General features: G+C 72.6%; 11 protein-coding genes and 1 pseudogene. 4 read left to right on the top strand and 8 right to left on the bottom strand.

Annotation, left to right across the window (positions count from 1 at the left end):
- Window positions 1-7: 7 nt before the first annotated feature.
- The 3 genes from ACRDSK_RS06280 to ACRDSK_RS06270 all read right to left on the bottom strand — a co-directional run bounded on the left by ACRDSK_RS06280 (window position 8) and on the right by ACRDSK_RS06270 (window position 3760).
- Complete coding sequence (locus ACRDSK_RS06280; RefSeq protein ID WP_431438980.1) at window positions 8-1513, bottom strand: protein kinase domain-containing protein; 1506 nt, start codon at window positions 1511-1513, stop codon at window positions 8-10.
- 77 nt (window positions 1514-1590) lie between these two features.
- Window positions 1591-2217, bottom strand: coding sequence for a TIGR03085 family metal-binding protein (locus tag ACRDSK_RS06275; RefSeq protein ID WP_431438979.1), 627 nt, complete (start codon window positions 2215-2217; stop codon window positions 1591-1593).
- 28 nt (window positions 2218-2245) lie between these two features.
- A complete protein-coding gene (locus ACRDSK_RS06270) occupies window positions 2246-3760 on the bottom strand; it encodes a serine/threonine-protein kinase (protein ID WP_431438978.1) in 1515 nt (504 codons plus the stop codon).
- A gap of 33 nt (window positions 3761-3793) precedes the next feature.
- Between ACRDSK_RS06270 and ACRDSK_RS06265 the strand changes: the two genes are divergently transcribed.
- Window positions 3794-4819 carry a DNA polymerase IV gene (locus ACRDSK_RS06265; protein WP_431438977.1) on the top strand — a complete coding sequence of 342 codons (1026 nt, stop codon included), beginning with the start codon at window positions 3794-3796 and terminating at the stop codon, window positions 4817-4819.
- Here the strand turns inward: ACRDSK_RS06265 and ACRDSK_RS06260 are convergent.
- A complete protein-coding gene (locus tag ACRDSK_RS06260; RefSeq protein ID WP_431438976.1) occupies window positions 4816-5211 on the bottom strand; it encodes an ACT domain-containing protein in 396 nt (131 codons plus the stop codon). The two genes, ACRDSK_RS06265 and ACRDSK_RS06260, sit on opposite strands and share 4 nt — an antisense overlap.
- Window positions 5212-5292: 81 nt before the next feature.
- Complete coding sequence (gene thyX, locus ACRDSK_RS06255; protein WP_431438975.1) at window positions 5293-6045, bottom strand: FAD-dependent thymidylate synthase; 753 nt, start codon at window positions 6043-6045, stop codon at window positions 5293-5295.
- Window positions 6046-6165: 120 nt separating this feature from the next.
- Here thyX and ACRDSK_RS06250 point away from each other — a divergent pair, with 120 nt between their 5' ends.
- The gene (locus tag ACRDSK_RS06250; RefSeq protein ID WP_431438974.1) at window positions 6166-6696 is read left to right on the top strand and encodes a toxin-antitoxin system HicB family antitoxin; all 531 of its coding nucleotides are present in this window, start codon (window positions 6166-6168) and stop codon (window positions 6694-6696) included.
- Between the two features lie 5 nt (window positions 6697-6701).
- Entirely contained in the window at window positions 6702-7613 is a 912-nt protein-coding gene (locus ACRDSK_RS06245) for a DUF4097 family beta strand repeat-containing protein (protein ID WP_431438973.1), read from the top strand.
- A gap of 587 nt (window positions 7614-8200) precedes the next feature.
- Here ACRDSK_RS06245 and ACRDSK_RS06240 read toward each other — a convergent pair.
- From ACRDSK_RS06240 to ACRDSK_RS06230, 3 genes are read right to left on the bottom strand one after another with little or no spacing between them, the layout of a single operon-like run.
- Window positions 8201-9427, bottom strand: a complete 1227-nt coding sequence (locus ACRDSK_RS06240) for a winged helix-turn-helix domain-containing protein (protein WP_431438972.1) — start codon at window positions 9425-9427, stop codon at window positions 8201-8203.
- Window positions 9424-10380 carry an EamA family transporter gene (locus ACRDSK_RS06235; protein WP_431438971.1) on the bottom strand — a complete coding sequence of 319 codons (957 nt, stop codon included), beginning with the start codon at window positions 10378-10380 and terminating at the stop codon, window positions 9424-9426. The genes ACRDSK_RS06240 and ACRDSK_RS06235 overlap by 4 nt, the downstream gene beginning before the upstream one ends.
- 45 nt (window positions 10381-10425) lie before the next feature.
- Window positions 10426-12141 (bottom strand): protein kinase domain-containing protein, encoded by a 1716-nt coding sequence (locus ACRDSK_RS06230; RefSeq protein WP_431438970.1) that lies wholly within the window; start codon window positions 12139-12141, stop codon window positions 10426-10428.
- A gap of 63 nt (window positions 12142-12204) precedes the next feature.
- Here ACRDSK_RS06230 and ACRDSK_RS06225 point away from each other — a divergent pair.
- Window positions 12205-12548: pseudogene (locus ACRDSK_RS06225) on the top strand (GNAT family N-acetyltransferase); the annotation flags it as partial.

Raw genomic sequence — 12548 nt, 5'->3', positions numbered from 1 at the left:
AAAGCGGCTACTCACTCGACGCGATGTAGGACTCCGTCAGCTGCTCGCCGTCGGCCCGGTAGAGGACGCAGGTGACCGACCGGTCGTCGTCCCAGCCGTCCGCGGTCGGGATCACCGCCCGGTAGCGCACCTCGCCCTTGTCGCCGGCCAGCCAGTTCGACTCGAACACCAGCGTGCACAGCCGCTCGGTGTACGCGGTCAGCTCGGCGGGGTCCGGGTACTCCGGGGACGGGAACTCCTCGTACTCCTCGGGCGCCCGCAGCTGGGTTTCCGTGTGGAAGAACTGCAGGTCGTGCGGCTCGGCACACTCCACCTGGGCGCTCGCGGTGATCCGCTGGCCCTTGGTGAGCCGGCCGTTGAAGCACTGGCCCTCGGGGTAGCCGTTCCAGGTCAGCTCCGGCAGCGTGCCGCCCTTGCCGTAGGTGATCGCCGTGTCCATGTTGGCCGGGCGGTCGGACTCGGGCTCGGGCTGGACGGCGTCGTGGACGAAGAAGCCGCCGAGGAACAGGCCCGCCGCCGCGACGACGGCGGCCACGACGACCGACACCGTGCGCAGCGGGGACCGCCCCGGGCGGGCGGGGCTCGCCGGGTAGGGAAGCCAGCTCGTCGGCATCGGCGGCGCGGACGCGACGGTGGTCGCGGTGAGGCCGCCGGGCGGGGTGCGGGTCGCCTGGGCGAGCAGGCCGCGGACCTGGTCGGCCGATAGCCGGGCCTGGGGCGTGCTGTTGAGCAGGCCCATGATCACCGAGGCGAGCGGGCCCTGGCAGCGCGTCAGGTACGGCACCTCGTTGACGATCGCGTGCATGGTCGCCGCGGTCGACGAGCGTTCGAACGGCGAGTAGCCCTCGACCGCGTAGAACAGTACGGCGGCGAGCGCCCACAGGTCCGAGCCCGCGTCCGCCTCGGCTCCCTTGATCCGCTCCGGCGCCATGTAGGTCGGCGAGCCGACGAGGATCCCGCTCGTGGTGAGTCTGGGATCGTCGGTGGACTGCGCGATGCCGAAGTCGGTCAGCTTCACCCGTCCGTTGGGCAACACCATGATGTTGCTGGGCTTCACGTCCCGGTGCACCACGCCCGCCGCGTGCGCGGCCTCCAGCGCGGACAGCAGCTGCTCGGCCAGCCGCGCCACGGCGTCCTGCGGCAACGCGCCCCGCTCGCGCACGATCGCGGTCAGCGTGGGCGCCTGGATCAGCTCCATCACGATGTAGGTGCTGCCGGACTCCTGCAGCACGTCGTACACCGTGACCACGCCCGGGTCGTTCAGCCGGCCCGCGGTGCGCGCCTCGCGCAGCACGCGCTCTTCGAGGATCTTGCGCTCGTCGTCGGGCACGCCGGCCGGCAGGTGCAGCTCCTTGATGGCCACTCGGCGGCCGATCATCCGGTCCTCGGCGAGCCAGACGATGCCCATGCCGCCGCGGCCGATCTCCGAGCCGAGCTCGTAGCGGTTCGCGAGCACGCGCGAGCCGGGTACGTTCGCGGGCACGGTCCGCTGCTGTGTCGGGTCCTGCGTCACCTCGACCTCCTCCGGTCCCGGTGGTGTCTCAGACCGGGCTGAAGGATGTCAGGTTCCGTGCGAGCGCCGAACAGCGGTCACAAACTTCGTTGCAGTCCCTTCACCACCGCGATCGAGGACTGCTCGCCCTCGAACTCGACGTGGACCGCGTCGCGACCGAACGCGAACAGCAGCAGGTCCACCGGCGGGCCGGAGAGGATCACCGTGTTCGGCCCGCGCTTCGCGACGACCTCCTTGCCGTCCGGCCGGCGCAGGACCAGGCCGACCGGGCACCGGCGCAGCGTCAACCGTCCCGCTCGGCTCACCCCGACCCAGGCGGCCGCGTCCCGCGCGCGGTCGGGGTCGCGCGGCTGCCAGCCCGGCTGCCCGCGCCGGACGTCCTCGTGGTGGACGAGCATCTCGACGCTGTTGACGAGCCGGTCCACCAGGGGAATCCGGGTCGGCGAGAGCGCCGGCGGCCCGGAGCGGAAGAGGTCGACGAGCTCGGCCCAGGGCCGGCGGGCATAGGCGTCCTGGACGCGCTTGGTGTAGCCGGCGAGCGGTGCGAGCAGGATGCCCGGCGAGGCGTCCGGCCGGCGTTCGCGCACCACCAGGTGGGCGGTGATGTCACGGGTCTGCCAGCCCTCGCACAGCGTGGGCTCGTCGGGACCCAGTTCGACGAGGAGGTCGCTCAACGCGGCACGCTCGTCGGTGGAAACAGCCATGCCGCCGACAGTACTCAGTGGCTGGGTTTCACGACGTCGCGAACTGCTGGCTGTCCAGCTGTTTGTTGGGGTCCCGGTTCGTGATCACGCAGTAGACCGAGCGGTCGCCGCCGTCGCTGGAGTCGTTGTCGGCCTGCTCGTCCCACGACTGCTTGGTCGGGTAGAGCGTCGCGAAGGACAACGTGTCGCGGTCCGCGCCGTCCAGCATGCTGGTGCGGAAGACCATCGCGCACAGCCCCTCGCCATAGGTCCGCATGTACGACTCGCCGGGGTAGTCGCTCGCGGCGGTGTCGAAGTCGTCCGAGTCGTACACCTCGAAGTCGTGCGGGCTCGCGCAGTCGGAGTTGCTGCCGGACGGGTAGCTCCGGCCCGCGCGCAGCTGGGCGGCCGAGCAGTGGCCGGAGCTCAGGGCGAACTCCTCGACCGTCCCGCCGCCCGGGCCGTAGCTCATCGTGGCGCCCTTGGCGTCGTCGACCGGCTGCTCGCCGGCCAGCAGCGCCCGGCCGCCGAACCAGCCACCGGCCGCACCGCCGAGGAGGACCGCCACCAGCGCCGCGATCAGCAAACCTGTGCGGCGGGGCCGGTTCTGGCTCGTGTTCATGTGGGTGGGCGGCGCGCCCGGAAGCATCGCGGTGCCGCCGTTGTAGCCGGCGGGCACGGTCTGGGTCCCCATCGCCGGCGTGTTCGTCGCCTGGGCGAGCAGGCCGCGGACCTGCATGGCGGAGAGCCGGGCCTGGGGCGTGCTGTTGAGCAGGCCCATGATCACCGAGGCGAGCGGGCCCTGGCAGCGGGTGAGGTAGGGAACCTCGTTGAGGATCGCGTGCATGGTCGCCGCGGTGGAGGTCCGCTCGTAGGGCGAGTGGCCCTCGACGGCGTAGAACAGCGAGGCGGCGAGCGCCCACAGGTCCGAGCCGGCGTCGGCCTCGACGCCGCGGAGGCGTTCGGGGGCGATATAGCTGGGCGAGCCGACGAGGACGCCGCTGGTGGTCAGCCGAGGGTCGTCGGTGGACTGCGCGATGCCGAAGTCGGTCAGCTTCACCCGCCCGTTGGGCAACACCATGATGTTGCTGGGCTTCACGTCCCGGTGCACCACACCCGCCGCGTGCGCGGCCTCCAGCCCGGACAGCAGCTGCTCGGCGAGGCGGGCGACGGCCTCCTGCGGCAGCGCCCCCTGCCGGTTGACGATCGCCGACAGCGTCGGGGCCTGGATCAGCTCCATCACGATGAACGTGTTGCCCGACTCCTGCACCACGTCGTACACGGTGACCACCGCCGGGTCGTTGAGCCGGCCGGCCGTGCGCGCCTCGCGCAGCACCCGCTGCTCGAGGACCTTGCGCTCGTCCGGCGGCACCCCGTCGGGCAGGTGCAGCTCCTTGATCGCCACGCGGCGGCCGATCGTGCTGTCCTCGGCGAGCCACACGATGCCCATGCCGCCGCGGCCGATCTCCTCCAGCACGACGTAGCGCCCGGCGATCACGCGCTGCGCGGGACCGGTCTGCTGGGTCGTCTGCTGGGTCGGCTGTGGGTGTTCCGGCTGGGTCACGCGCGGAATGCTAACGCGCGTCACACTGTCGTCATGGCGGCTTGGATACTCCACGTCGACCTCGACCAGTTCATCGCGGCGGTCGAGGTGCTGCGGCGGCCCGAGCTGCGCGGCAAGCCGGTGATCGTCGGCGGCAACGGCGACCCGACGCGCCGCTCGGTCGTGGCGACGGCGTCGTACGAGGCGCGGGAGTTCGGCGTCGGGTCCGGGATGCCCATGCGGCTGGCCGCCCGCAAGTGTCCCGACGCGGTGTTCCTGCCGCACGACGCGCCGGCGTACGAGGCGGTGTCGGCGGACGTGATGGCGGTGCTGCGCTCGTTCGACGCGGTAGTCGAGGTGCTGGGCTGGGACGAGGCGTTCCTCGGTATGTCCACAGAGGACCCGTGGGCCGTGGCGCGGGAGATCCAGCGGGTGGTGCGGGAGCGGACTTCGCTGTCGTGCTCGGTCGGCATCGGGGACAACACGCTGCGGGCCAAGCTCGCGACCGGGTTCGCCAAGCCGGCCGGCGTGTACGAGCTGACCCGGGACAACTGGGTGGCGGTGATGGCCGACCGGCCGACCGAGGCGCTGTGGGGCATCGGCCGCAAGACGGCGCGGAAGCTGTCCGAGCTGGGTTACCTGACGGTGGCCGACCTGGCGCGGGCCGACCCGGAGGTGCTGGCGGCGCGGCTGGGTCCGACGATCGGGCCGTGGCTGCGGACGGTCGCGCTGGGCGCCGGGTCCACGACGGTGCGGAGCACGCCGTGGACGGCGCGGTCGCGGAGCCGGGAGACGACGTTCCAGGAGGACCTGGTCGCGCCGGACGAGGTCGCCGCCCAGGTCTCGGAGCTGGCCCGGCGGGTGGCGCAGGACGTGCTGACCGAGGGTCGTCCGGCGGCGCGGGTGGCGGTGAAGGTGCGGTTCGCGCCGTTCTTCACCCACACCCGGAGCATGACGCTGGCGGCGCCGACCAGCGACGCGGCCGCCATCGAGGACGCGGCGCTCACCGTGCTGGCCCGCTTCGCCGCCAACCGGCCGATCCGCCTGCTCGGCGTGCGGGCGGAGTTCCCGGCCGACTAGAGCGGGCCGACCTCGTGGCCGGCCTCGCGCAGGGCCCGGACCGCGCGCTCGAGGTCGTCGGCCTTCACCAGCACGTGGTCGGTGTCGTAGGTGGAGACGGCGAACAGGCTGACGCCGGCCGCGGCGAGCTCGCCGGAGAGGGCGGCCATGATGCCGGTGAGCGCGAACTCCAGGGGCCCGCGCACGGACAGCAGCCGCCAGCCGTCATCCCGGGCGTCGGACTCGGGCGCCACCCGGGTCGGGCAGACCACGGTGACGCCGTCGGGCCCGCTGATCACCGACACCACGGTGACGCCACCGACGGTGAACAGGTGCGGCTCGGGCGCGGTGCCCGGGGGCAGGCGCAGGATCGAGTAGTCGCCGCCCCTGACGTCGACAACGAGACGTTTCACGACGCCCCCTCGCAGGCTCGGTGCCGCCGTTCACGGTCGCCCTGTGTTGAATTGCTCGCTCCGCAAGCTCCGCTCACAGGATCAGCCCTCGGTGACGAACGGGCTGGAGGCGACCTCGGAGCCGTCCGGCAGCGTGGAGATCACGAAGTCGTCGAACACGTTGGCGGCCGTCTTCTGCAGCTGGCGCAGGCATTCCACGGCCAGCTCGCGGATCTCTACGTCGGCGTGTTCGCTCGCCCGCATCGCGATGAAGTGGCGCCAGGCGCGGTAGTTGCCCGTGACGACGATGCGCGTCTCGGTGGCGTTGGGCAGCACGGCGCGGGCGGCCTGCCGGGCCTGCTTGCGGCGCAGGGTCGCGTTGGGCACGTCGGCGAAGCGCTCCTCGAGACCCTGGAGCAGCTCGGTGTAGGCGGCGACGCTCGCCTCGGCGGCGCGCTGGAACTTCTCGTGCAGCACCGGGTCGGCGGCGATGACGTCGGGCTCGACCATCGCGGCGTTGCGCTCGGGCACGTAGCGCTGGGAGAGCTGGCTGTAGGAGAAGTGCCGGTGCCGGATGAGCTCGTGGGTCAGGCTGCGCGAGATGCCGGTGATGTAGAAGCTGACCGTGCCGTGCTCGAGGACCGAGAGGTGGCCGACCTCGAGGATGTGGCGCAGGTAGCCGGCGTTGGTGGCGGTCACCGGGTTGGGCTTCTTCCACGACTGGTAGCAGGCCCGGCCGGCGAACTCGGCGAGCGCCTCACCGCCGTCCGCGTCGGTGGACCACGGCACGTCCGCCGGCGGGAAGAACTCCGTCTTGGCGACGAGCTGGACCTTCGGGGACACGGTCTCGGTCATGCTGCGCATGCTAACCGCCGCGACGCCGCCGACCGGCCGCGCCGCGCGCGTATTCTGGTGATGTCACCGTGACAGTGCCTGACGCTTGACTGATGTCAGATCTGACGTCATAGTGACATCATGGATCTCACACCTTACGTCGCCGCGATGCGGGAGGACCTCTCCACGGCCGCCTCCGCCGGTGACGACAACACTCGGCGCGCCGCCGCGGTGTTGGCCGCCGCGCTGGAGCCCGCCGCGCGGCTGGCGATCATGAACGCCTTGTCCGACATCGCCGCGGAGGTCACCGCCTCGCTGGAGGACCACGTCGTGGAGGTGCGGCTCGACGGCCGCGACGTCCAGGTGGTCGTCACCCGCACCGGGCCCGCGAACGAGCCGCCGCGCGGGGAGGAGATGCCGCCGCCGGACGAGGGTGGCGACATGAGCCGCATGACGCTGCGGCTGTTCGAGCAGCTCAAGAGCAAGGCCGAGCAGGCGGCGGCCGCGCAGGGGGTCTCGCTGAACACGTTCGTGCAGCAGGCCGTCCAGGGGGCGCTACACGGGCGCGGCAAGGGTCGTAAGGACGGGGGCCGGTACGGCTGGACCGAGTGGGCGCAGGAGCACAAGGGCGGCGGCTCGTCGTCCCGGGTGCACGGCTGGTACGAGGGATGAGCGCGATGACCGAGGGTGTCGAGGACCTGGTCCGGCAGCAGAGCTTCGAGCACGAGGGGTCGGTGGAGATCGACATCGCCACCGGGCCGGGGCAGATCGACGTGCGGCTCGTGGACGAGCCCGGGGTGCACGTCGAGGTGCGGCACGATCCGAGCGGCGCGAGCCCGTTCGCGGTCGGCATGTCGAACCTGATGAGTTGGATCAACTCGCAGTTCGGCCAGACCGGCTCGACCTCGGAGGAGGAGACGCCGTCGAGCCCGGCCGCAGAGGCGGTGCGGCAGACCAGGGTCGACTTCACGGACGGCCGGCTGGTCGTGCGGACGCCGAAGGACATGCAGCTGCGCAACGTGGCGGTCGCCGTGTCGGTGCAGGCGCCGGTGGGCAGCCACGTGATGGCGAAGTCCGGCTCGGGTGACCTCAACGTGAGCGGCTCCGCCGGCCGGCTCGAGCTGCACACCGGCTCGGGGCGGGTGAGCGCCGACCAGTCCACCGCCGGCGCGAAGGTGGACACGGGCTCCGGCGTGGTGCGGCTCGGCCCGATGGCGGCGGGCGTGCGAGCGAAGACGGGCAGTGGTGATGTCGAGGTCAGCGCGGTCGGCGGCGTGAGCACGGTGGTCACCGGCAGCGGTGATGTCTGGCTGGGCGCGGTGTCGGCCGACGTCCTAGCGCGAACGGGCAGCGGCAACGTGACGATCGCCAACGCGTCAGCCGGGCAGCTGGAACTGCACACCGGCTCAGGCGAGATCCGAGTAGGCATCCGAGAGGGCAACCCGGCGGAGATCGACCTGTCCTCCGGCTCGGGCGAGGCGCGCAGTGAGCTGGACCTGGCGTCTTCTCCGCCGTCGTCGGCGCCGTCGCTGCGGGTGCGGGGGCGGACCGGGTCGGGCTCGGCCCTGGTCACGACCGCGGTGGAGTGACTTCTTGAAATAGGGGGTGGAGGAGGCCGGGTGGCTGCGCAGCTCCGCGCAGGCCCGGCCTCTTCGCCGGCGCGGCCACGGCAGAACCACCGGCACCGCTTGGCCACCTGGCCGCCGGCGCGCCGTGCCGATCGCTTCGCCGCCGGCCGCGACAGCCGCACCGGTGCCCGGCCGCTACCGCCCAGGGCCCATCGACCGGGGGCTTACTGCCACTCAGCTCTCAGCCGCTGCTGGCCCGGCCCGCCGACCGACCCGCTGCCGCGCCGACCACAGACGTCGCCCCTTTGGCCGCTGTCGCCAGCCCGGCGCCCAGCCGCCGGCGGAAGTGCTGTCATCACACCGCCATCGACATCGACCAGCAAACCGGTCGCATCTGGCCCCTGGGCCGCTGTCGCTGCCGGCCGCCTGACACTTCTGCCATCCGGCCACCGCCCCGCCGAACGCTGCATCATCCCGGTCCCCGGCCCCTCCCCCTTGCCGGCAACCCCTTGCCGTCGCCAGCCGCCGGGCGGACGTGCCGCCACCCGGTCCCCGGCCCTTCACCCCGCCGGCACCCCTCGGCCGTCGCCGGCCCGCCGCCCGGCCGGTCAGGTGAGGACGGCTCGTAGGGCGGGGGCCAGGGTGCCGCGGTCTTCGACCACTACCTTGTCCAGTTCCAGCCAGTCGGCCATCACCTGTAGCTCCGCGGCCAGTTCGGCGGCCACTCGGGGGGCGTGGGCCGTCGGTTCGGCGAAGGCGCCTCTTACTCGGAGGGTGCCTGCTTGGCGGTCGGTCTTCAGGTCCACTCGGGCTACCAGCTCGCCGTCCAGTAGGAACGGGAACACGTAGTAGCCGTACACGCGTTTCGGTTCGGGGACGTAGATCTCTATGCGGTAGTGGAAGCCGAAGATGCGCTCGGTGCGAGCCCGTTCCCAGATCAGGGGGTCGAACGGGCACAGCAGCGCCCGGCCCGTCACCCGGCGCGGCTGGCGGGCGTCGACGTGGCGGTACGCCGGGTGCGTCCAGCCTCGCACCGAGACCTCCTCCAGCAGACCCTCCTCGACCAGCTCCGCCACCGCCTGCCTGCTTCGCTCCGGCGGTCGGACTCGGTAGTAGTCGCGCAGGTCCGGCTCCGTGGCGATGCCGTGCGCGGTCGCGGCTCGCAGGGTCAGCTCTCGGATCGCGTCCTCTGTGGACATCTCCGGGGCGCCGTGCACCTCGGGCGGGAGCACGCGCTCCGGCAGGTCGTACAGGCGTTGGAAGCCCCGGCGCGCACCGGTTGTCAGCTCCCCCACCGCGAACAGGTACTCGCACGCGTGCTTGACCGACGACCGGTTCCACCAACCACCGCCGGCCCGTCGGCCCACGTGACCGAGCTCGGCCTCCAGCGGCCCGGCGCCGATCGGCCCGAGATCCTTCACCGCCGCCAGCACGTCGTCGAACAAGCCCGGCGAGCTCTTCAGCAGCTCGGCGTAGTGCTCCCCATACCGCTGCTCGTAGTAACGCATGCGCCACCGGAACAGCGGCCAGTCGTCGACCGGCAGCAGGCTCGCCTCGTGCGCCCAGTACTCCACGAGCAACCGCGGCCGGCGCGCGCGGTGCTCCCACGCGGCGTCGTCCACCAGCGCGGCCGGGTACGCGCCGAGCCGGCTGAACAGCGGCATGTAGTGCGCCCGCACCGCCACGTTCACCGAGTCGAGCTGGATCAACCGCACCCGGTCGAGTACGCGCCGCAGGTGCCGGCGGGTGATCTCGCCGGCCGGGCGGGCGTCCGCGAAACCCTGTGCTGCCAAGGCGATCCGGCGCGCCGCGTCCGGGCCGAGGGTGGGGGTCATCGAGGAGTTCCTTCCGGGAAGGCGTTTCGGCCGGGGCGGCTCTCCGCCCGGATGACAAGAACCACGGCGCACACGACGACCACGCCGCCCGCCAGCTGGACCAGGCCGAAGTCCTCGCCGGCCAGCAGAATGCCCAGCAGCACGGCGATCACCGGGTTCACGTACGCGTAGGTGGCCACAGTGGACACCGGCAGCCGGCCGAGGGCGTAGACGTACGCGCTGAACGCCAGCGCGCCGAACAGCACGAGGTACCCCCAGCTGAGCCACGACGCGGTGCTCACCTCCGCGAGGTCCAGCCGCTCGCCGGCCACCATACTGCCCACAGTCAGCACCGCTCCGCCGATCAGCATGCCCACCGCCGAGAACGTGACCGGGTTCGGCGGCACCGGCAGCCGCGAGCCCGCGACCGTGCCGGACGCCCAGCCGAGCGCGGCCAGCAGCACCAGCCACGGGCCCCACCACGCGGACCCGTGCGCGCCCGCGACCGGACCGCCGAGCAGCAGCACGGCCAGCCCGGCCACCCCGACGAGCACGCCCAGCAGCGTGACCGACGGCGGCCGCTGGCCGGTCAGCCGGCGCAGCACCACCACGTACAACGGCACGCTCGCGATCAGCAGCGCGGCCACCCCGGAGGCCACGTGCTGCTCGGCGACCACGACCAGCCCGTTGCCCCAGGCCGGCAGCAGCACGCCGACCAGGGCGGCGGTGCCGAACTGCCGCCAGGTCATCCGGAACCCGGCCAGACCCGCGAACAGCAGCACCGCCACGCTTAACAGGACCCCGGAGGCGAGAAACCGGCCGCCGCCGGACAGCAGCGGCGGCATGGTCTCCACGCTGAACCGGATGGCCAGGTACGTGGAACCCCACACGACGTACACGACGCCGAGCGCGGTCCAGGCGAGCCAGCCGGCGCGGGCACCGGTCAGGGGCGGGTCGAGGGCGGTGTTGCTCACGTCCGACACGATGACACGAACCACTGACAAAAAATCAGCGGTTACTCAACGCGGTCGGAACATCGATCCGGTGATGCCCTCGACACCCGGGAGCGTGGCGACGCAGCGATAGATGTCACGGCCCCGCGCGCGGTCCTCCGGGGTCGGCGGCAGCACCTCGATCGACCAGTCCGTCTCGCCGTACTTCGACGCGTCGCCGTGCCGGGAGTCCAGCAAGGTCGACACCGAGCACACCTTTCGCACGGACGGGTCCTCGGCGAGCGCGTCCTGGTAGGGGTCGACGACCGCCGGCGGCACCGCCGCGATGGCGAACGTCTCGAAGACGTGGCCCTCGTCGCAGGGCAGCTCGCGGACGCTCGACAGCTGCCCCTGGATGAGCAGGATGCCGCTCCAGCACTGCGCCCGCTTGGTGCACCGCGCGCCGGCGCCGGCGACCTCGGCCGCCGGGCAGCCGTCGGTGACGGTCGGCACGCCGTACTTGATCGTGTCGTCAGCGCCCTGCGAGGTGTCGCCGGAACGCCCGCCGGAGCCGGAACCGCCGGGGTCGCGATCCGAGTCGGTGCCCCGAATGACGAAGTACACGCCCGCCAGCAGCGCGAACGCCGCGACCAACGCCACGGCGGCCAGGATCAGCGGGCGCCGTGACCGGCGCGACCCGGTCGGGACCGACTCACCGCTGCGCGGGTGCGAAGGCGGCGGACCGGACGGCCGCCCATGCGGCGGTGTCGAAGGCCGCTGCGGTAAACCCCAAGGCGGACTCTGCGGCGGGCCGGGATGCGACCGCGGCGCACCGGGATGCCCGGATGGCGGAGTGGCCGGAGCATGCGGCGGACGTGACGAGGACAGCGGAGGCGAGGACAGCGACGGTGGCGACGGAGCAGGTGGCCGCGGCCGTGCCGGGCGAGGAGTCGCGATCGTGGTGATCGTGTGGGTGACGGCGTGTCGCGGGCCGGCGAAGTCGCCCATCGTCAGGCCGTTCAGGTCCGCCGCCAGCGCGGCGGCCTCCGGGTAGCGGTGGTCCGGGTTCTTCGCGAGGCCCCGGCGCAGGATTGACATCAGCTCCGGCGCCACGTCGGGCACGTCGTCGATGGGACTGTCGTGGCGGCGCATGATCTCCGGCAGGCTCAGGTCGCCCTCGGCCGGAAACCGCGGCGGATGGCCGGTGAGCAGCGTGTACAGCGTCGCGGTCAGCGCGTAGACGTCGGACTGGACCGTCGGCGGGTGCAGGTGGAACGCCTCGGGCGCGGCGTAGGCCGGGGTCAGCGCGGCGAGCGTGACCGACGAGTCGCGGCCGGCCTCCACAACCGCGGCGAGGCCGAAGTCCGCCAGCGCGACCGTGCCGTACCGCTTGACCAGGATGTTCCCCGGCTTGATGTCGCGGTGGAGTACGCCGAGGTCGTGCGCGGCGCCGAGCGCGTCGGCGATCTTCTGGCCGACCTCGACGACCTCGCGCATGGACATCCGTCCGCGGTCGGCGAGCGAGCCGCCCGGGCAGAGCTCCATCACCAGGTACGGCCGGGAGTCGGGCAGCACGCCCGCGTCGTAGAGCTCCACCACGTGCGGGTGCCCGGACAGCCGCCCGGCGGCGCGCACCTCGCGGAGGAACCGGCGCTGGTCGCGGTCGTCGAGGATCAGCCTGGTGTCGACCTTGATCGCGACCTCGCGGTCGATGGTGACCTGGCGCGCGCGGTACACGACGCCGAACCCGCCCCGCCCCAACGGGTCGATGATCTCGTAGCCGGGGACGGAGACCGCGTTCACGAGTGCAGAGAGTACGTCGCGGCCGCACCGCCTCGCAGGAGGATGGGCCGGTAGGTTGCCGGCATGGCCGATGCCTCCGTCCGTCCCGCCGAGCCCGCCGACGCCGCGGAGATCGCGAGGATCCAGCTCGACACCTGGCGCGCCGCCTACGCCGACCTGTTGCCCGCCGCGATCCTCGACGAGCTCGACGCCGGCGAGGCCGAGCTGACCTGGCGGCAGACCGTCGAACAGGGCCCGGCGCAGGTGTTCGTGGCCGCCGAGGGTGACTGGCTCGTCGGCTTCTGTGCGGCCGGGCCGGCGCCGGAGGACGAGACCGCCGGCGCGGACGGCTCGCCGGCCAAGGACTCGGCGACGGTCGCGCTGGTCAGCTCGCTGCTGGTGGAGCCGCGTTGGGGCCGCCGCGGGCA

Source organism: Actinophytocola sp. (assembly GCF_050699915.1).
Lineage (GTDB): Bacteria > Actinomycetota > Actinomycetes > Mycobacteriales > Pseudonocardiaceae > Actinophytocola.
Note: the sequence above shows the minus strand (reverse complement) of the source record. Positions and strands in the feature narration are given on the sequence as shown.